Origin of the sequence: Streptomyces sp. cf386, from assembly GCF_900103585.1 — a bacterium.
Taxonomy (GTDB): domain Bacteria; phylum Actinomycetota; class Actinomycetes; order Streptomycetales; family Streptomycetaceae; genus Streptomyces.
Genome location: NZ_FNHV01000001.1, coordinates 355585 through 373578 on the forward strand (window position 1 = coordinate 355585; position 17994 = coordinate 373578).

General features: G+C 71.6%; 16 protein-coding genes. 8 read left to right on the forward strand and 8 right to left on the reverse strand.

Features of this window, described 5'->3' with window-relative positions; genetic code table 11:
- Positions 1-36: 36 nt before the first annotated feature.
- Positions 37-1314, reverse strand: a complete 1278-nt coding sequence (locus BLU79_RS01545; RefSeq protein WP_093904182.1) for an extracellular catalytic domain type 1 short-chain-length polyhydroxyalkanoate depolymerase — start codon at positions 1312-1314, stop codon at positions 37-39.
- 600 nt (positions 1315-1914) lie between these two features.
- On the opposite strand from BLU79_RS01545, the gene BLU79_RS01550 reads away from it, so the two are divergent.
- Positions 1915-2895, forward strand: a complete 981-nt coding sequence (locus BLU79_RS01550; protein ID WP_093903722.1) for a pectate lyase family protein — start codon at positions 1915-1917, stop codon at positions 2893-2895.
- Positions 2896-2940: 45 nt separating this feature from the next.
- Positions 2941-3723 (forward strand): pectate lyase, encoded by a 783-nt coding sequence (locus tag BLU79_RS01555; protein ID WP_093903723.1) that lies wholly within the window; start codon positions 2941-2943, stop codon positions 3721-3723.
- 144 nt (positions 3724-3867) lie between these two features.
- On the opposite strand, the gene BLU79_RS01560 is transcribed toward BLU79_RS01555, so the two are convergent.
- Positions 3868-4659, reverse strand: a complete 792-nt coding sequence (locus BLU79_RS01560; protein ID WP_093903724.1) for a PaaX family transcriptional regulator C-terminal domain-containing protein — start codon at positions 4657-4659, stop codon at positions 3868-3870.
- A 74-nt stretch (positions 4660-4733) separates the two neighbouring features.
- On the opposite strand from BLU79_RS01560, the gene BLU79_RS01565 reads away from it, so the two are divergent.
- Positions 4734-6431, forward strand: coding sequence for a DNA alkylation response protein (locus tag BLU79_RS01565; RefSeq protein WP_093903725.1), 1698 nt, complete (start codon positions 4734-4736; stop codon positions 6429-6431).
- An 854-nt stretch (positions 6432-7285) separates the two neighbouring features.
- Here BLU79_RS01565 and BLU79_RS01570 read toward each other — a convergent pair.
- Complete coding sequence (locus BLU79_RS01570) at positions 7286-7873, reverse strand: Rv1733c family protein (protein ID WP_093903726.1); 588 nt, start codon at positions 7871-7873, stop codon at positions 7286-7288.
- A gap of 278 nt (positions 7874-8151) precedes the next feature.
- Here BLU79_RS01570 and BLU79_RS01575 point away from each other — a divergent pair, with 278 nt between their 5' ends.
- The 4 genes from BLU79_RS01575 to BLU79_RS01590 all read left to right on the forward strand — a co-directional run bounded on the left by BLU79_RS01575 (position 8152) and on the right by BLU79_RS01590 (position 12019).
- Positions 8152-9237, forward strand: a complete 1086-nt coding sequence (locus BLU79_RS01575; protein ID WP_177000822.1) for a WD40/YVTN/BNR-like repeat-containing protein — start codon at positions 8152-8154, stop codon at positions 9235-9237.
- A 73-nt stretch (positions 9238-9310) separates the two neighbouring features.
- The gene (locus BLU79_RS01580) at positions 9311-9988 is read left to right on the forward strand and encodes a uracil-DNA glycosylase (RefSeq protein WP_093903728.1); all 678 of its coding nucleotides are present in this window, start codon (positions 9311-9313) and stop codon (positions 9986-9988) included.
- Complete coding sequence (locus tag BLU79_RS01585; RefSeq protein WP_093903729.1) at positions 9985-10959, forward strand: N-acetylglucosamine kinase; 975 nt, start codon at positions 9985-9987, stop codon at positions 10957-10959. The genes BLU79_RS01580 and BLU79_RS01585 overlap by 4 nt, the downstream gene beginning before the upstream one ends.
- A 136-nt stretch (positions 10960-11095) precedes the next feature.
- Entirely contained in the window at positions 11096-12019 is a 924-nt protein-coding gene (locus tag BLU79_RS01590) for a sirohydrochlorin chelatase (RefSeq protein ID WP_093903730.1), read from the forward strand.
- A gap of 72 nt (positions 12020-12091) precedes the next feature.
- On the opposite strand, the gene BLU79_RS01595 is transcribed toward BLU79_RS01590, so the two are convergent.
- The 3 genes from BLU79_RS01595 to BLU79_RS01605 form a co-directional block, all read right to left on the reverse strand.
- Positions 12092-13144, reverse strand: coding sequence for a lactonase family protein (locus BLU79_RS01595; RefSeq protein ID WP_093903731.1), 1053 nt, complete (start codon positions 13142-13144; stop codon positions 12092-12094).
- A gap of 238 nt (positions 13145-13382) precedes the next feature.
- A complete protein-coding gene (locus tag BLU79_RS01600) occupies positions 13383-14111 on the reverse strand; it encodes an SDR family oxidoreductase (RefSeq protein ID WP_093903732.1) in 729 nt (242 codons plus the stop codon).
- Positions 14112-14213: 102 nt separating this feature from the next.
- Positions 14214-14879, reverse strand: a complete 666-nt coding sequence (locus BLU79_RS01605; RefSeq protein WP_093903733.1) for a nitroreductase — start codon at positions 14877-14879, stop codon at positions 14214-14216.
- Between the two features lie 144 nt (positions 14880-15023).
- Between BLU79_RS01605 and BLU79_RS01610 the strand changes: the two genes are divergently transcribed.
- Positions 15024-15674, forward strand: coding sequence for an FMN-dependent NADH-azoreductase (locus tag BLU79_RS01610; protein WP_093903734.1), 651 nt, complete (start codon positions 15024-15026; stop codon positions 15672-15674).
- 76 nt (positions 15675-15750) lie between these two features.
- On the opposite strand, the gene BLU79_RS01615 is transcribed toward BLU79_RS01610, so the two are convergent.
- Together BLU79_RS01615 and BLU79_RS01620 are read right to left on the reverse strand one after the other, a co-directional pair.
- Positions 15751-16248 carry a MarR family winged helix-turn-helix transcriptional regulator gene (locus BLU79_RS01615; protein ID WP_093903735.1) on the reverse strand — a complete coding sequence of 166 codons (498 nt, stop codon included), beginning with the start codon at positions 16246-16248 and terminating at the stop codon, positions 15751-15753.
- A 56-nt stretch (positions 16249-16304) separates the two neighbouring features.
- Complete coding sequence (locus BLU79_RS01620; RefSeq protein WP_093903736.1) at positions 16305-17801, reverse strand: FUSC family protein; 1497 nt, start codon at positions 17799-17801, stop codon at positions 16305-16307.
- Positions 17802-17994: the final 193 nt, after the last annotated feature.

Genomic DNA, 17994 nt, shown 5'->3' on the forward strand with positions numbered 1-17994 from the left:
TGATCAACACCCCCTGCCACGCCGCCGATCCGCGCGTCAACCGGCCGTGCAGGCCGTCCCGTTGAGGGTGAAGGTGCCCGGCGCCGCGCTGTTGCCGGTGTGGTTCGCCTGATAGCCGATGCCGACGCTCGCTCCTGGCGCGAGCGCCGCGTTGTACGAGGCGCCGACCGCCGTCACCGTGCCTGTGGCCGGGGTATAGGTGGCTCCCCAGCCGTTGGTGATGGTCTGGCCGGTCGGCAGGGTGAAGCCGAGCTGCCAGCCGTTGATCGGCGTCGTGCTCGTGTTGGTGATCGTCAGCGAGGCGGTCAGGCCCGTGTTCCAGGCGTTGGTGGTGGCGGTCACCTTGCAGGCGCCGGGCTGGGGCTGGGGCTGCGGTGCGGGTCCGCCGCTGTCCAGGCCGAAGAAGGTGAGGACCCGGGCCGCCATGCCGTGGCTGTAGAGGTTGTGGCCGACACCCTGGAGGCTGATCGCCTCTACGGGGGCCCGGTCACCGGTGCCGCCGTAGCGGGTGCGGGTCCAGCCGGACTGGGGCGTGTCCGTGGCGGCCGGGGTCTGGCTGACGCCGTGGACGTTCGTCCACTGCTTGATCATCTCCCCGAAGTTGGGGTAGCGCAGGACATCGTCCTCGGTGCCGTGCCACAACTGCATGCGGGGGCGGGGCCCGGTGTAGCCGGGGTAGGCGGCGCGCGCGATGTCGCCCCACTGCTGCGCGGTGCGGCTGACCGTGCCCTGTGCGCACGCGCTGTTCCACTCGGAGCCGTCGGCGGTGGCGAAGCAGCCGAAGGGGACGCCGGAGAAGGCGGCGCCGGCGGCGAACACGTCCGGGTAGTCGCCGAGCAGGACGTTGGTCATCATCGCGCCGGAGGAGATACCGGTGGCGAAGACCCGGCTCGTGTCGGCGTCGTAGGTGCGGGTGACCCAGTCGACCATGGACTTGATGCCGACCGGGTCACTGCCGCCGTCGCGCCTGAGCGCCTGGGGCGAGGAGACGTCGAAGCACTTGCTGCTGCGGGTGACGGACGGATAGACCACGACGAAGCCGTACTGGTCGGCGAGCGTGTCGTACTCGGTGCCGTTGTACATGTCGGGACCGGAACCGGTGCACCAGTGGACGGCCACCAGGACCGCCGGATTGGCGGTGACGTTGTCCGGCACGTACACGTACATCCGCAGGTTGCTGGGGTTGGTGCCGAAGTCGGTGACCTCGGTGAGCGTCGCGGTGGGGACGACGTCGACGGCCTCGTTGCGAGCGGCGGCGGCCGTGGGGGCGGTGACGAGCAGCGCCGCGAGCAGCGGCAGGAGGGCGGCGAGCAGCGTCCGGAGCTGTCTTGTCACGGTCGTGCGGAGGGGGAGGGATGCGGGGGTGGGGGTGGGGGTGGGCACGTCCTTGTCCCTTCTGGTCGCGGCTCGTGGACGTGGTGCGGCGGTGGTTCAGCAGGAGCTGTTCGTCCGGGTCAGCAGGCCGAGCTTCCAGGGGAGTTGGGAGTAGTCGCCGCTCGATGCGGGGTCCATCCCCCCGGGACAGGCACCGGGGGCGGGGATACGGCCACAGCACCGAATGTCGGCAAAGTGAGCACCAGCCCATCGGTCAACGTACGCATATGTGGTGTCGACATGGACTCGCCCTTTCGCAGGGAAAGCATCCGAAAGGGCATCGTGGCATGGACACGCTCATCATGGAAGCGCTCCCACGCTAGCGGCACAGAGAGCCCTTGCCCGCCACCAGCACTGACTGACTTCTTCTGTGCGAAGCGTTGACTAGAAAGCGCTTGCACCCTACGTTCCGTTCAACAGTGTGACCGAGCCGCTCCGCAACACCCCCCACATGGCCACACTGTCCGCGCACGGCGTTCAAGTTGACGCACATCGTTCACGTACACGATCGAGTAGGTCCTCCCGAAGGGACGCACCCGCATGCGCACTCTCCCCCCACGTGCACGCCCGCAAAGAACCGCACTGGCGACGGCCGCCGCAGCCGCGCTCGCCACTGCGGCTGTCATGATCCTGCCCAATCCGGCAGGGGCGGCCGAGACCTCGCCGATCGGGTTCGGCGCGGGGACGACCGGCGGCGGCAGCGCCTCGGCTGTCACCGTCTCGACGCTGGACGCCTTCAAGTCCGCGGTGACCGGCAGCTCGGCCAAGGTCGTCCGGGTCAACGGCCTGATCTCACTGAGCGGTCAGGTCGACGTCGGCTCCAACACGACGGTGCTGGGCGTGGGTTCGTCGTCCGGGTTCACCGGGGGCGGGCTGCGGCTCAAGAACGTCACGAACGTCGTCGTCCGGAACCTGAACATCAGCAAGCCGGTGGCGCCGGCCGACGGCATCACGGTGCAGGCGTCGACGAAGGTGTGGATCGACCACAACTCCTTCTCGGCCGACCGGGATCACGACAAGGACTACTACGACGGCCTGCTGGACATCAATCACGGATCGGACAACGTCACGGTGTCCTGGAACACCTTCAAGGACCACTTCAAGGGCTCGCTCGTCGGCCACAGCGACAACAACGCGAGCGAGGACACCGGGCACCTGAAGGTGACGTACCACCACAACCAGTTCAGCAACGTCTACTCGCGCATCCCCAGCCTGCGCTTCGGCACCGGGCACTTCTACAACAACTACGTGTCCGGCGCGGACACCGCCTGCCACTCGCGCATGGGCGCCCAGATGCTCGTGGAGAACAACGTCTTCCGCGACACGAAGATCGCCGTGACCACGAACCGCAGCAGCGACGTCGACGGCTACGCCAATCTGCGCGGCAACGATCTCGGCGGAGCCGCGACCGAGGTCTCCCGGACCGGCACCTTCACCACGCCGCCCTACAGCTACACCGTCGAGTCCGCGTCGACCGTCGTCGCCTCGGTGACGTCCGGCGCGGGCGCCGGAAAGATCTGATCCCCCACTCCGATCACCCCCCAACTGGAAGAAGGCATACGGGACATGACTTCACCAGCAAAGCCACGCCCCCGTCGGCGCGCACTGACCGGCGGCCTGGCTGCACTCGGCCTTTCGTCTGTCATGATCACGACAATCGGAGCACCGCCGGCGAGCGCCGCCACCTGGCCGACGCCCACCAGCAGCCAGCCGGTGAGCTCCACGATCTCGGTGTCCGGTGTTCGGGACGGCGGCATGGTCCGCTACTACGGCAGCGGTGACCTGGCCGGTGACGGCCAGGAAGAGGGCCAAGACCCGATCTTCAAGCTCGCGGCCGGCGCGACGCTGAAGAACGTCATCATCGGCGCGCCCGGCGCCGACGGCATCCACTGCGAGGGCAACTGCACCCTGCAGAACGTGTGGTGGGAGGACGTCGGCGAGGACGCGGCCACCTTCCGCGGCGGCTCCACCTACACGGTGACCGGCGGTGGCGCGAAGAAGGCCGCCGACAAGGTCTTCCAGCACAACGGGCCCGGCACCCTGAACATCTCCAACTTCGCGGTCAGCGAGTTCAAGACGCTGTACCGCTCGTGCGGTGACTGCTCCACGCAGTACACGCGCAAGGTCAACCTCAGCAACATCGAGGTGACCGGCACCGGGTCCACGGCGCGCCTCGTCGGCATCAACGTCAACCGGGGCGATGTGGCGACCCTGCGCGGCATCACGATCCTCAACGACGCCTCCCGCAAGGTCGTTCCGTGCCAGAAGTACAACAACAACACGGCCGTGGGTACGGGGCCGGACAGCACGAACTGCCTGTACTCCAGCTCGGACATCACCTACAGGTAGGCCCCGGCCGCAGGTAGTCCCCCCACGGTGAAGGCGGCCGTACGAAGCGTCCCCGCACGGCGCTTCGTACGGCCGCTGTGGCGTTCTCGGACGGTTTCGAGGTGGCCGTCTTCGGCGACCACGCGCGCGTAGGCTCTCGGTCGGCTATCGACCGCCACGCGTGCGTGCGTCCACGGTCGCCTCGCCGACGCCCTGCACACGCACCGCCTCGGCCACCTCCAGCCGGTAGTCCGCGTAGGCGGCGCGCAGTGGCTCACCCGGCCAGTCGGGCGGCAGGAGTTCGGGCGGCAGCACCGGATCGGCGAGCAGATGCCGTACGACGGCCGCGAAGGCGGTGAAGCGGTCGGAGGGGTGACGCGCGCGGGCGACCTGGGTGAGCAGGGCGTGGCCCGTTCCGCTCCACGCGTCCAGCGGCCACAGACTCGCGGCCAGCTCGCGCGCGGGGCGGTCGGGACGAGCCGTGCAGCGCTCGGCGACCTGGCCGAGGGCGTCGGGCAGGGGGCGGAGCAGGTTGGCCGGCCGGAGCCAGACGCCCTCGCGCAGCTCCGCGAGCCGGAGCCGGGTCAACTCGGTGCGCAGTTCCGCCCGTTCGGCCGGGCCCCGGCCCGTGGCGGTGACCACCACCATCTCCCAGTCGCCGGTCCAGGGCAGGGTCTCGGGGTGCACCGCCTCGTCCTGGCGGCGCTGGCGGTCCAGCAGCCGGTCGCTGAGCCCGTAGACCGTGTCCGCGCGCCGCAGGTCTCCGGCCGCCACCATCCGGCTGAGCGCGGCTCGCAAGGTGGATCCCGCGATCCCGAACGGCTCCACGCCACGCACCAGGTCCTTCACCGGCAGCTCGGGCGGATGCAGCCCCAGCAGCAGGCTCAGCACGACCGACCTGGCGGACAGCGGGCGCAGTTCCACCTCGTCGGCCTGCGGAGACGCGTTGTTCGGCATGGCCACGACTGTACGTGGCAGGGTGGCGTATTACAGGATTGCTGCAATCGCAGAGATGATGCAACACTGACGGCATGGTCTCGATACTTGCCCAGGAGCCGTCCGGAGCCGCTCACGAGCAGTCGTCCGGGCAGTACGCCACCCATGACGTCACCAACCAGCCCCCGCCCTCGACTCCGTACGACGCGTCCGAGGACACGGCTCTGCTCGAAGGGCTGCGCCGGGAGGGCGCCGGGTGGGCCGAGGAGGACATCCGGCGGCTCGGCCGGCGGGCCGGGAGCGTGGAGGCGCAGGAGTGGGGTGAGCAGGCCAACCGGCACGAGCCCGAGCTGCGTACGCACGACCGGTACGGCCATCGTGTCGACGAGGTCGAGTTCCATCCGAGCTGGCACCACCTGATGCGGGTCGCGGTCGCGGAGGGGCTGGCGGCGGCGCCCTGGGCGGACGACCGGCCCGGAGCGCACGTCGCCCGGACCGCGGGCGGGCTGGTGTGGGGGCACACCGAGGCGGGCCACGGCTGCCCGACGTCGATGACGTACGCCGCCGTCCCCGCACTGCGCAAGCAGCCCGAACTCGCGAAGGTCTACGAGCCCCTGCTGACCAGCCGGGAGTACGACCCGGGGCTGCGCGTGCCGACGGAGAAGCGGGGGCTGCTCGCGGGCATGGGGATGACCGAGAAGCAGGGCGGCTCGGATGTCCGTACGAACACGACCACGGCCTGGCCGTCCGCCGAGCCCGGCGTGTACACGCTGCGTGGGCACAAGTGGTTCACCTCGGCGCCCATGTGCGACGTCTTCCTGGTGCTGGCCCAGGCCCCGGGCGGCTTGTCCTGCTTCCTCGTGCCGCGCGTCCTGCCCGACGGCAGCCGCAACACCTTCCGTATCCAGCGTCTGAAGGACAAACTCGGCAACCGTTCCAACGCCTCCTCCGAGCCCGAGTTCGACGGGACCGTCGCCTGGCTGGTCGGGGCCGAGGGGCGGGGCGTCAAGACGATCATCGAGATGGTCAACTGCACACGGCTGGACTGCGTGATGTCGTCGGCGACGCTGATGCGCAAGACGCTCGTCGAGGCGGGGCACCATGTGCGGTACCGCAGCGCGTTCGGGGCGCGGCTCGTCGACCAGCCGCTGATGCGCAACGTCCTGGCCGACCTGGCGCTGGAGTCCGAGGCCGCGACGACGCTCACGCTGCGGCTGGCCGGTGCGGCGGACCGGACGGTGCGCGGGGAGGGTGCGGACGGAGGCGAGGCGGCGTTCCGCCGGATCGCCACCGCCGTCGGCAAGTACTGGGTCACCAAGCGGGGTCCGGCCTTCACCGCGGAGGCCCTGGAGTGCCTGGGCGGCAACGGCTACGTCGAGGACTCGGGCATGCCCCGCCACTACCGCGAGGCACCGCTCCTGTCGATCTGGGAGGGCTCGGGGAACGTCAACGCCCTCGACGTGCTGCGGGCGTTGGTCAAGGAACCGGGCACCGCCGAGGCACTCTTCGCCGAACTCGCCCTGGCAGAGGGGGCGGACACCCGGCTCGACGCGTCGGTCACCCGCCTGAAGGGCCTACTGACGGCCGGCTCCGAGGCCGGCGCCCGCCGCTTGGTCGAACTGATGGCCCTGACCCTCCAGGCCTCCCTCCTGGTCCGCCACGCTCCCGCGGCAGTCGCCGACGCCTTCTGCGCGACCCGGCTGGGCGGCGACTGGGGGCATGCGTTCGGGACGCTCCCGGATACGGCCGACGTGGACGCGATTCTGGGGCGGGCGCTGCCGGGTGGGGAGTGAGGCTCGGCGGGGGTGGTTGGGAGGGGACAGCGACGGTCCGTTGATCGGGCGCCCGGTGGGTGCTGGGGGGCGCGGGAAGCACGGCGAGTTGAGCCGGGGCGTGCGTTCGGGACGCTGCCGGATAGGGCCGAGCCGATGGGAACGCGGTCTTGCGCACGGACGCTGCCGGGACAGGAGGGGCGACGGGACCGGCAGCCGGTCCGGTACCGCAACGCGTGCCGGGGGCGGGAAACGCCACCAGCCCAGCCGGGGCATGCCTTCGGGACGCTGCCGGATGCAGCCGAGTGGACGCGGCCGGAAGGGGAGTGGGACCCGGCGGGGCTGGCCGGGCGGGGACCGCACCGGAATCATTTGTCGGGCGCCGATGGGCGCCGCGCGTGGGAAGCGCGGCCAGTTGATCGGGGCCGCGGGCCGGTCGCCATCGCGGGACGTTGTGCTGCCCGTCGAGCTGCCCATCAGTGGCGCAGCGCTGACGGCCGGGGCCGGACCCCCATGGGAGCCGCAGCAGACCGCCGGACCAGACACCCGAGGCAGTCGCCGCACTGACCGCCGGGGCCAAACCCCCACGGCAATCACCGCACTGACCGCCGGGCCAGACCCCCACATCAATCGCCGCGCCGACTGCCGCACGTACGGTCCGGGGGATGACAGCCCCCCCTCAGCCGTCGCTGCACCGCACACACGTCGCACCGGATCCCCCGCCCGGCGGCCCCCGATGCCCTACAGCCCTGAGTCGGCAGGGCGGGTCGGTGCGGCGGCAGCAGTGCCCGTGAAAGGGTGCGGCCGGTGGTGCGCGAGCCTGCGCAGTGGCTCGTGGTCGCGACGATCACCGCCCACTACTCCCCCTGCGCCCGTCAGCCGGTCGTCCGCCCACCCCACAGCGGCCCGAACCGTGCCCACTCATAGCCCCACCGGTCGATGCGCCGGCTCTCCAGGCGGCTGCGCAGGGCGCGGCCGGCGAGGAAGGGGACCGACGCGGCGCACAGGCCGGCGAGGCCGCCGACCAGGGCTGCTCGTGAGCGGGCCTCGGCCGGGGAGGCGGGTTTGGTGACCAGGCGGCCCTGGGGGTCTGTCCAGATGGTGACCGGTGTGCCGACGCCGCTGCCGGGGCGGACGCGAGCCTGGCCGGTGTGCGGGGAACCGTTCTGTGCGCTCCAGCGGACCTTGGCCCAGACAGTCGCGCCGCTCGGAGTACCGGTGCGCGAGTCGGTCGGGCCGGGTGCCTGCTCGGTGAGCAGGGCGACGACCGGCCGCCACTCGACGCGCTCTCTGGCCATGCCCTGTTCGACCGTGCCGGCCGTTCCCAGGCCTGCCAGCACTCCGGCGAGGACGGTGAGTCCCCAGGCGGCGAGCAGTACCCAGGCCTCCACCGCATCGGCCCGGCGCTTGAGCGGATTGCGCCGCCAACGCCACAGCCACACCTTCGGACCACGGAACGCCATCGAAGGCTTCCTCCTCATGAGCACACGAACATGCCGGACCGACCGCTCTTCCATACGGGAGACGGCAGCCGGTTACTCACGGCACGCACCCTCGGAGTCGAGCGTCACACGAGCCCCGCGGCCCTCGCGGGCGACTTCGCGAAAGTGCCCCGCGGATCGCGGCAGCCAGCTATCCTCGCCGCCCTGACCTGCGAGGGAGGCCTTTCCAGAGGTGACTGTCAGTGCCGGGGTGCAGACTGGCCGGTGTTCGGGACAACGACGTCGCGGAGGTGATCGGCATGACCGAGGTACTGCTCGCCGTGGGCACGCGCAAGGGCCTGTTCCTGGGGCGGAGGCGAGGTGGCACCTGGGAGTTCGACGAGAGCCCTTACTTCAACGCGCAGGCCGTGTACTCGGTCGCCATCGACACCCGGGGCGAGCGTCCGCGGCTGCTGGCGGGCGGCGACAGCGCGCACTGGGGCCCGTCCGTGTTCCACTCCGACGACCTGGGCCGCACCTGGACCGAACCGGCGCAGCCGGCCGTCAAGTTCCCGAAGGACACGGAGGCCTCCCTGGAGCGGGTGTGGCAGCTGCACCCGGCGGCCGCGGAGCCGGACGTGGTGTACGCGGGCACGGAACCGGCCGCGCTGTACCGCTCGGAGGACCGCGGCGAGACCTTCGACCTGGTCCGCCCGCTGTGGGAGCACCCTACCCGGTCGAAGTGGGTGCCGGGCGGCGGCGGGGAGGGCCTGCACACCGTGATCACCGATAAGCGCGACCCGCAGGCGGTGACGGTCGCCGTCTCGACCGCCGGGGTGTTCAAGACGACCGACGGCGGCGCGAGCTGGACGCCGTCCAACTCCGGTGTCTCCGCGGTGTTCCTGCCGGATCCCAACCCGGAGTTCGGCCAGTGCGTGCACAAGATCGCGCAGGACGCCACGAACCCGGACCGCCTCTATCTGCAGAACCACTGGGGCGTGTACCGCAGCGACGACGCGGGTGCGCACTGGACGGACATCGGCGAGGGACTGCCGTCCACCTTCGGCTTCGCTGCCGCCGCCCACCCCCACCGCGGCGAGACGGCGTACGTGTTCCCGATCACCGCCGACTCCGACCGCGTACCGGCCGACCGGCGATGTCGCGTCTTCCGTACGGCGGACGCGGGCAAGACCTGGGAGCCGCTGTCGGCGGGCCTGCCGCAGGAAGACCACTACGGCACGGTGCTGCGCGACGCGATGCGCACGGACGACGCGGACCCGGCGGGCGTGTACTTCGGCAACCGCAACGGCGAGGTGTTCGCGTCGGCCGACGACGGCGACAGCTGGCAGCAGTTGGCCTCGCATCTGCCGGACGTACTGTGCGTACGGGCCGCGGTGATCGGATGAGCCGTCAGGGCTTACGGGCCGGCCTTGGCCACTGGTTGATCGCCACCGCCGCTACGGCAGTAGGGTGACGCCCGTGGCACCACGACCCTTGCATGAAATCGTCGAACCGGGTTGGGCGAAGGCCCTGGAGCCCGTTGCCGAACGGATCGCCGGGATGGGCGACTTCCTGCGCGCGGAGATCGGCGCGGGACGCACCTATCTGCCGGCCGGACCGAATGTCCTGCGGGCCTTCCAGCAACCCTTCGACGACGTACGGGTCCTGATCGTCGGACAGGACCCGTACCCGACGCCGGGACATGCCGTCGGACTGTCGTTCTCGGTCGCACCCGACGTACGTCCGCTGCCCGGCAGCCTCATCAACATCTACCGGGAGCTGAACACCGACCTGGGGCTGCCGCAGCCGTCCAACGGCGATCTGACGCCGTGGACCCAGCAGGGCGTGCTGCTGCTCAACAGGGCGCTCACCACGGCCCCGCGCAAGCCTGCCGCCCACCGCGGCAAGGGCTGGGAGGAGGTCACCGAGCAGGCCATCCGCGCGCTGGCCGCACGCGGCAAGCCGCTGGTGTCCATCCTGTGGGGCCGCGACGCCCGCAACCTCCGTCCCCTGCTCGGCGACCTCCCGTCGGTCGAGTCCGCGCACCCCTCCCCCATGTCCGCCGACCGCGGCTTCTTCGGCTCCCGCCCGTTCAGCCGGGCCAACGACCTGCTGATCCGGCAGGGCGGGCAACCGGTGGACTGGCGCCTGCCGTGACCGATGCCTCCGGGTTCCTCGCCGTCGACTCCGGGGGGTCCGGGATGCGCGTCGTCGTCGGGACCGTCGACCGGGGTGCGATGGCCGGGCGGGAGTCCCGCGATCCGGTGCGTACGGGTGATCGGGGCATCGACCCCGGGCACCTGATGGAGCAACTGGTGCCCATGGTGCGGGCGTTGCTCGCCGAGACCGGCATCGACCGGCTGGGGGCGGCCGGGATCGGGGCCGCCGGGCTCGCCTCGCTGGGTGATGCGCTGCGCGCCGACCTGCCGGCCGCGCTGGAGCGGGACTTCGGCATCGGGCGGGTCGCTCTCGTCGCCGATGCCGTGACCGCCTATGTCGGCGCCCTCGGGCCCCGGCCCGGTGCGGTCGTCGCCGCTGGTACGGGGCTGATCGCGACGGGCATGGATCTGACGCGCTGGCGTCGTGCGGACGGTTGGGGGCATCTGCTCGGCGACTGCGGCGGTGGTGCATGGATCGGGCGGGCGGGTCTGGAGGCGGCGCTGCGCGCGTACGACGGGCGGACTGGCGGGTCGGCCGGGCTGCTGGCCCGCGCCGAGGAGCTGTTCGGGCCGATCCAGGGGCTGCCCGGCCGGCTGTATCCGCGCCCCGACCGTCCCGCCGTCCTCGCCTCGTTCGCTCCCCAGGTGGCCGCCTGCGCCGACGGCGATCCGGTCGCCGCGGACATCCTGCGCGCCGCCGCTCGGCACATGGCCGAGTCCGCGGCGGCCGTGTGCCCCGGCACCGGAGAGCCCCAAGTCGCGCTCACCGGCGGTCTGTTCAAGATGGGCGCCCCTCTGGTCGTACCCCTGGAAGAGGAGTTGTCGAAGCGGCTGCCGCACGCACGGCAGGTCCCGGCCGCCGGGGATCCCTTGCTGGGGTCGGTGCGGATCGCGACCGATCTGGCGACGGGCGAGCTCACTCTGCCGAGTGACGAGAGGCTGCTCCACGTGGTGACCGAAGAGGCGTGACCGGCAAGGGGGACTGATCTCCCACGCCGTTCGGTTCCGCACTACAGGTAACTCAATCAGACAAAAGCGGACGGATACCGCTCACCTGCACCCTCCCCGAACAGGGGAGCCCAAGAAGCCAGTAACATGCGTCGCCATGAGCTCCCCCACTGGGCCCGCGTCCGGCCTGCCAGTACGAATGCCGCGACCTCGTCAGCCCGGGCGGCACCGCCGACCCGAGCCGTTGGCGGCTCCCGAGGGCGCGCCCGCGCTCGTTCTCGCGGTGCCGGGCACACCGAGCGCCGCCACCCGCGGTCTCGCCGAGGAGGTCGTGAGCATCGCCCGCTCCGAGCTCCCCGGTCTCGACGCCCGGATCGGGTACGTCGACGGTGACGACGGGGAGTTCCCCACGCTCCAGTCCGTGCTGGTGCACGCGGCCGAGGAGCGCGCCGCCCGCTATGAGCAGGCACTCGCCGCAGGGGTGGAGGTCAAGGAGCCGGAGGGCCCCGTCGCCGTTGTCGTGCCGCTGCTGGCCGGCCCGGACAACGCGCTGCTGCGCGTCATCCGTCAGGCCGTGATGGACAGCCGGGTCGCGGCCGACCTGACCGATGTGCTGGGCCCGCACCCGCTGCTCGCCGAGGCACTGCACGTGCGTCTGTCGGAGGCCGGTCTGGCCCGCGCCGACCGCGCCCGCCTGTTCACCGTGGCCACCGCCGCGGACGGCATCATCCTGGCCTCCGTCGGCGGCGAGGAGGCCGTGCAGGCGGCCGGGATCACCGGCATGCTGCTCGCCGCGCGTCTGGCCGTTCCGGTGATGGCGGCGGCCCTGGACCAGGACGGCTCGATCGCGGCCGTCGCCGCGCAGCTGCGGTCCTCGGGCTCGCAGCAGCTGGCGCTTGCGCCGTACCTGATAGGGCCGGAGATCGACCCGAGCCTGATCGCGGAGGCCGCGCAGGAGGCTGGCTGTTCCGCCGCCGAGGCGCTCGGCCCGTACCCGGCGATCGGCAAGCTCGCCCTGTCCAAGTACACGACCGCGCTGGGCATCGCCCCGCAGCAGGCGCAGGGCACGCCGGTGCGCTGACGCGCACGTCAGAGCCACAGTCGTCACTCCGAAGGCCCGCTCCTCAAAGGGGGAGCGGGCCTTCGGCGTACGTCACACCCTGCCCGTGTCCGGGCCGATGACCACGCAGGATGCCGCGGGCGCCTCGATGGAGCCCTCGTAGCGCGGCAGCCCCCGGTCCGGGTCCAGGGCGAACCAGGACACGTCACCGGAGCGCTCGTTCGCGACGTACAGGAGCCCTCCCGCCTCGGTGATCGCGCGCGGCCAGTGCCCAGCGCAGGTCACCGTGCCGGTCAGCCGCAGCTCGTCGCCCTCGACGGCGAACGTGGACAGCACGTCCTCGCCGCGTGTCGCGGTCCACACGAAGCGGCCGTCGGGCGAGGCGACGATGCCCGAGGGATAGGCGTCCCCCGCCGGGGCGCCCGACAGGACCGGTGTCTCCGTCAGGGGCTTCAGCGTGCCGTCGTCGGCATCCCAGTGGCAGACGGTGACGGTGGGGGTGAGTTCGTTGAGGACGTAGGCGTAGCTGCCGTGCGGATGGAAGGCCAGGTGGCGGGGTCCGGAGCCCGGACGCAGGGCGATCTCCCGGTACAGGTCGAGCGGGCCGTCGGCCAGGGTGCACACCCGCACGGAGTCGGTGCCCAGGTCGACGCTGACGGCCCAGCGGCCGCTCGGGTCGGGCTGGACCTGGTGGGCGTGCGGGCCCTGCTGGCGGGGCGTGTGCGGACCGGATCCGGTGTGGCGCAGGACCGTGGAGGGGGCGTCCGCGAGGGTGCCGTCGGCGCGGACGGGGACGGCGGTGACGCTGCCGGAGCCGTAGTTGGCGGTCAGGACGTGACCGGCGAACAGGCTGAGGTGCACGGGCCCGCTGCCGCCCACCGGCACCGGCGGTCCGAGCGGCTCCGGAGTGTCTCCTGTCACGCGGTAGGCGGCCACCGCGCCCTCGGCCGTCTCGCTGACGGCGTAGAGCGTGTCGCCGCCGGGCGACAGGGCCAGATAGGCGGGGTCGGGCAGGTCGTCCACGCCGCTGAGAACGGTCAGCGCTCCGCTGCCCGCGTCCACGGCGGCGGTGGTGATGCCCTGGCCACCGGCCGCCGTGAACGACCCGATGTAGGCCCGTCCTCCCCTTCTGCCGACGTCTGCCACCGCTGTCCCCTTCCGGTCGGTTGCCGTCGGGGCGACGGTAGCAGTGGATCAGCATCGGTCTAGACCAAGAGTCCCGTGCGGCGAAGGAGTTCCGCAGGACACTCCGCACCGGGCTCACCCGCGGGCCGCTCCCGCACGGCTCGCGGGTTCCGTGACGTCCGATGGCCCGGAGTTACCCGGCGGGACGGCTGATCCACCCTCTGGGTGGCCGATGAAGCGACTTGCCCATGTGATCGGGTCAGGCGAGCCAGTCGCTGTAGCGGGTGGCGGCGAGGTGCGCGTCCTTGTCGGTGAGGACGTCGCCCTTGACGGCGGCGAACATGCCCGCCGTGGGGTCGCTGACGACCGTACGCTTGTCGCCCTTGTGGGACAGGGTGATCCGGCCCAGCTCGTCCAGGGCGAAGATCTCGGGTCCGCCGATGTCGCGGATGCCGTTCAGCGGGGAGCCCATGGCCACCTCCGCCACCGCCTCGGCCACGTCCTTGGCGGCGATCGGCTGGATCGGCGTGGCGGGCAGCCGGACGGTGTCGGCGTCGGCGGTCCAGGACAGGACGGCGTCGATGAACTCCATGAACTGCGTCGCCCGGACGATCGAGTAGGGGACCGGCCCGGCCGCGAGGACGGCCTCCTGAAGCGCCTTGGCCTGGTAGTAGTCCAGCTCGGGCACCTGGTCCACGCCGACGATCGAGAGGATGACGAAGTGGCCCGCGCCGCCCTTGTGGGCCGCGGACAGGAGGTTGTCCATCGAGGTCCGGAAGAAGGCCGGGGAGGCTTCGTCGAAGGTCGGGGAGTTCGTCAGGTTGACGACGACGTCGGCTCCCGCCACCGCCTCGTCCACTCCTTGGCCGCTGATGACATCGACCCCGGTGGACTTCGAGTGCGGCGTCGCCTCGTGTCCGGCGGCGTTCAGGATCCTGACGACCTGCGAGCCGATCAGCCCGGTGCCGCCGATGACGGCGAATTTCATGACATGCCTTTCGTGGGGGGAACCTGCGGAGTGCGGCATGAGAACCACCATGGGGGCGCGGCCGGGAACTGCGCCCGGATCGACCGAAAGCGCGCGGCCCTCTCAACCATCGACGAACGTGAGCGTCTCGTCGAGCGGGGCCCGGCCCGTACGGACGTGGTCGACGGTGACGTCCTCGAACCCGATCGACATCCCACAGAAGAGGATGAGCCCGTCCGGGGGCGCCAGGACCTCGCCGACGGTCCGGTGGAACTTCGCCCAGGCCATCTGTGTGCAACTGTGCAGCCCTTCGGCGCGCAGCAGCAGCATGACGGTCTGCAGATACATGCCGACGTCGGACCACTGGGCCGGGCCCAGGTCGCGGTCGATGTAGCAGAACAGCGCGGCGGGCGCGCCGAAGCAGTCCCAGTTCGCGGAAGAGGCCCGCTGGCGTGCCTCGACGTCCTCGCGCGGGATGCCGAGTGCCCCGTAGCGCTGCTCACCGAAGGCGGATCGGCGCTCGCGGTACGGGGACTTCAGCTCGGGCGGGTACTGCTCGTACTCCGGCTCGTCCCAGGAGTCGCCTGCCTCCAGACGCTCGCCGGCGCGCTTCTTGAGTTCGGCCAGTGGCGCGCCGGTCACCACGTAGGCGTGCCAGGGCTGGAGATTCGATGCCGACGGCGTCCAGGCCGCCGCGGACAGTACGCGCTCGAGTACCTCGTTCGGGACCTGCCGGTCGGTGAATCCGCGTACCGCTCGCCGACTGGTGACCGCCTCATAGACGTCCAAGATCGTCTTCCTCCCGTTTGCTGAACTTGTCCATCTGCGTTGCAATCGCGATCGTATCAGTTGATACTTTCTCGTGTTTAACTATGGGCGAGAACAAGTCATCGGCTCCGGGCCCCGACTCGGACCTCACCTTTGGAGAAAGCCATGGCCACGCTGCTGCACATCGACTCGTCCGTACTCCCCGGCGAGGCGTCCTCGTCCCGTTCGGTCGCGGCCGCCTTCCGCACGGCCTGGGAGGAGCAGCACCCGGAGGGCACGGTGATCTACCGCGACCTCGCCGCGGACCCCGTCCCGCACATCACCGCCGTCGCCTGGTCCGCGGGTTACGTCGCCCCGGCCGAGCGCACGCCGGAGCAGTCCGCCGCGTTCGCCGCGCGGGAGATGCTCATGGAGGAACTGGAGCAGGCGGACGCCATCCTGATCGGCGCCCCCATGCACAACTACTCGATCCCGTCGAGCCTCAAGGCATGGCTGGACAACGTGCTTCTGCTCGGCCGCACGGCGGGCGAGAACCCCTCCGCCCAGGGCACGCCGGTCATCGTCGTCGCCAGCCGCGGCGGCTCCTACGCGCCGGGCACCCCGCGCGAGGGCTTCGAGTTCGTCCAGAACTACCTGGAGGCCGTCCTCGGACGCACCCTCGGCCTGGACCTCGACTTCATCGTCCCGGAGCTCACCATGGCCCCCCGCAACCCGGCCATGTCACAGCTGGTCCCGCTCTACGAGGCCTCCCGCAAGCGCGCCTTCGAGGACGCGGCCGCCAAGGCCAAGGAACTGGCGGAGCGCCTGGCCGCGTAACCCTCAGGGCCTCGTAGCCCTCGGGCCGTAGACCCGCAAAGCGCCCGCGCGACAGGCAACCGTCGCGCGGGCGCGCTCACGCCTCGCTGTCTGGCTTGCTGTCTGCGGGGTGGGCGAACCGGGTCAGCAGATCCATCAACTGCTCGGTCTCGCCCGGCGCCAGGCCTGCGACCAGCCCCTCGGCCAGCGGCTGCGCCGACGCATGAGCCGCGTCGAAGAGTTCGATCCCCTTGGGTGTGATCTCCACCGACCGCGCCCGCCGGTCCCCCGGGACGGCCTTGCGGACGGCCAGCCCCTTGCGCTCCAGGTCGTCCACGACCCGCATGATTCCGGCCTTGTCCGAGCCGGTCGCCGCCGCCAGATCCCGCTGCACCGTGGGTCCCTCGTTGACCAGCACGATCAGCACGGCGAAATGCCGCAACTCGACGCCGAGCGGCCGGAGCGCCTCCGTCATCACCGCGGCCGCACGCCAGTGCGCCCGGCGCAGCAGCAGGCCGAGTGCGAACGGCGAGCCGTCACCGGGGCGGTCGGTGGCACGCGCGGTGGGGGTGGGGCTGGGGACGTCGGCGGTCATGAGGTCACCGTACCGTCGACCACTCATTCGATACGGTATCGGCTGAAACCAGATTCCTACGGCTGCTGGGTCACGAGCCGCGACCCGGACGGCGTGCGCAGGGGCTGGGCCAGCTCGGCCAGCGCCCGCTCCAGGCCGTGCAGGTGGGCCAGCGCGGGGTCCGACGCGGCCGACTGCGCGGTGGGGGCGGTGACGTCCGTGCCCCCGGTGAGCGCCTCGACCGCGGCCTCGACACGCCAGCACGCGGCGGCCAGGCGGGCGTCGTGCGAGGCCTCCGGATCGGCGGCGACGGCGGCCAGGCCGCGGATCTCGCGGGCGCAGTCGTCGAGCAGGGCCAGGACCCGGCGGGCACGCCTCTTGCGGGCCGGCACCGGGTTGAGCGGGTGCACCAGCGGGGCGACCGAGAGCCGTACCCGAGCCAGCAGCTGCTCCAGTTCGGCCACCCGGGAGGCTGGGTCGGCACTCTCGTCCCCGGCGAGGCGTGCGGCGGCCTCGGCGGTGGCCGCGTGGACACAGCGCAGGGCGCGCTGGATCCAGGCGTCGGTGATGGTGTGGGTGGTGACGGGCAGGACGAACAGCACCGCCAGCACGGCACCGACCGCCCCGACGCCGGTCTCGGCGAGCCGCAGCGCCAGCAGGGCGGGATCGAGGACGCCCAGGAGGCCGTAGAGAAGCTCGGCGAGCACCGTGACGCAGAGCATCATCCAGGTGTAGGAGACGGCGGCGGTGTAGAAGATGCCGAAGACGCAGACGGCGAGCAGCGCGGCCGTCGGGATTCCCGCGCCGTTCAGCGGGACGGCGACGAGCAGGCCGAGGCCGATGCCGATCACCGTGCCGAGGACCCGGCGGAAGCCGCGGACCAGGGTCTCGCCGCGCGAGGCGGTGTTGACGAAGATCCACCAGGTGGCGCCGACGGCCCAGTACCAGCGCTGGCCGGACACCAGCTGTCCCACGACGAGGGCGAAGCCGGCGCCGGCGGTGGCCTGGACGGCCTGGCGCGTGGTCACGCGGGCCAGGCCGCTGCCGCCCGGCGGCGCGGGTACGGGTGCCGGGGGCATCCGGCGCTCGTAGCACCACAGCCCGAAGCGCACCGCGGACGCGGTGAGCAGGGACAGCAGGACGGCGGCGTAGAGCTCGGGCAGCTGCCGCGGGGTCGCCTGGAGGAACTGCGCCACGAAGAAGGTCATGAACGCGAACACGCCGAGGCTGTGCCCGCGCGGCCCCCAGCGGCGGGCGTACACACCGGCGCCCACGACGGCGAGGAAGGTGAGGTCGCGGGCGACCGGGTGGTCGTGCAGCCCGGCCGCCGCCGCGAGGACGGGCAGCCCGACGAGCGGCAGCAGCGCCGTGGTGACCGCCTGTCCGCGGACCGTGGCGTCGGTGACGGTGAACAGCGCGAGCAGCGCGGCGAGCCCGCCGGTGACGGCGCCGACGAGGGAATGTCCGGCCAGGGCGCAGACGACGACCGCGAGCCCGATGCCGAGGACGGCCCGCACGGCGAAACGCAGCCGCGCCCACCCCGGGTCCGGCGCCGCGAACACCCTCTTCAGCACTGCTTCCCGCCCCTTTGCACCGGCATGAAAAAGGCGCCGCGGGATCCGCAGCGCCATCGACCGGTCCATTGCAGCATCACTGAGGCGACTGGCTCAAGTGGCACTTAATATGGTGGGCCATTGGCACAGACATATCGGTCCCAGCACGTCCATCAGCGGGCCAACGGACCACACAGGCGGAAAGGCCGGACCC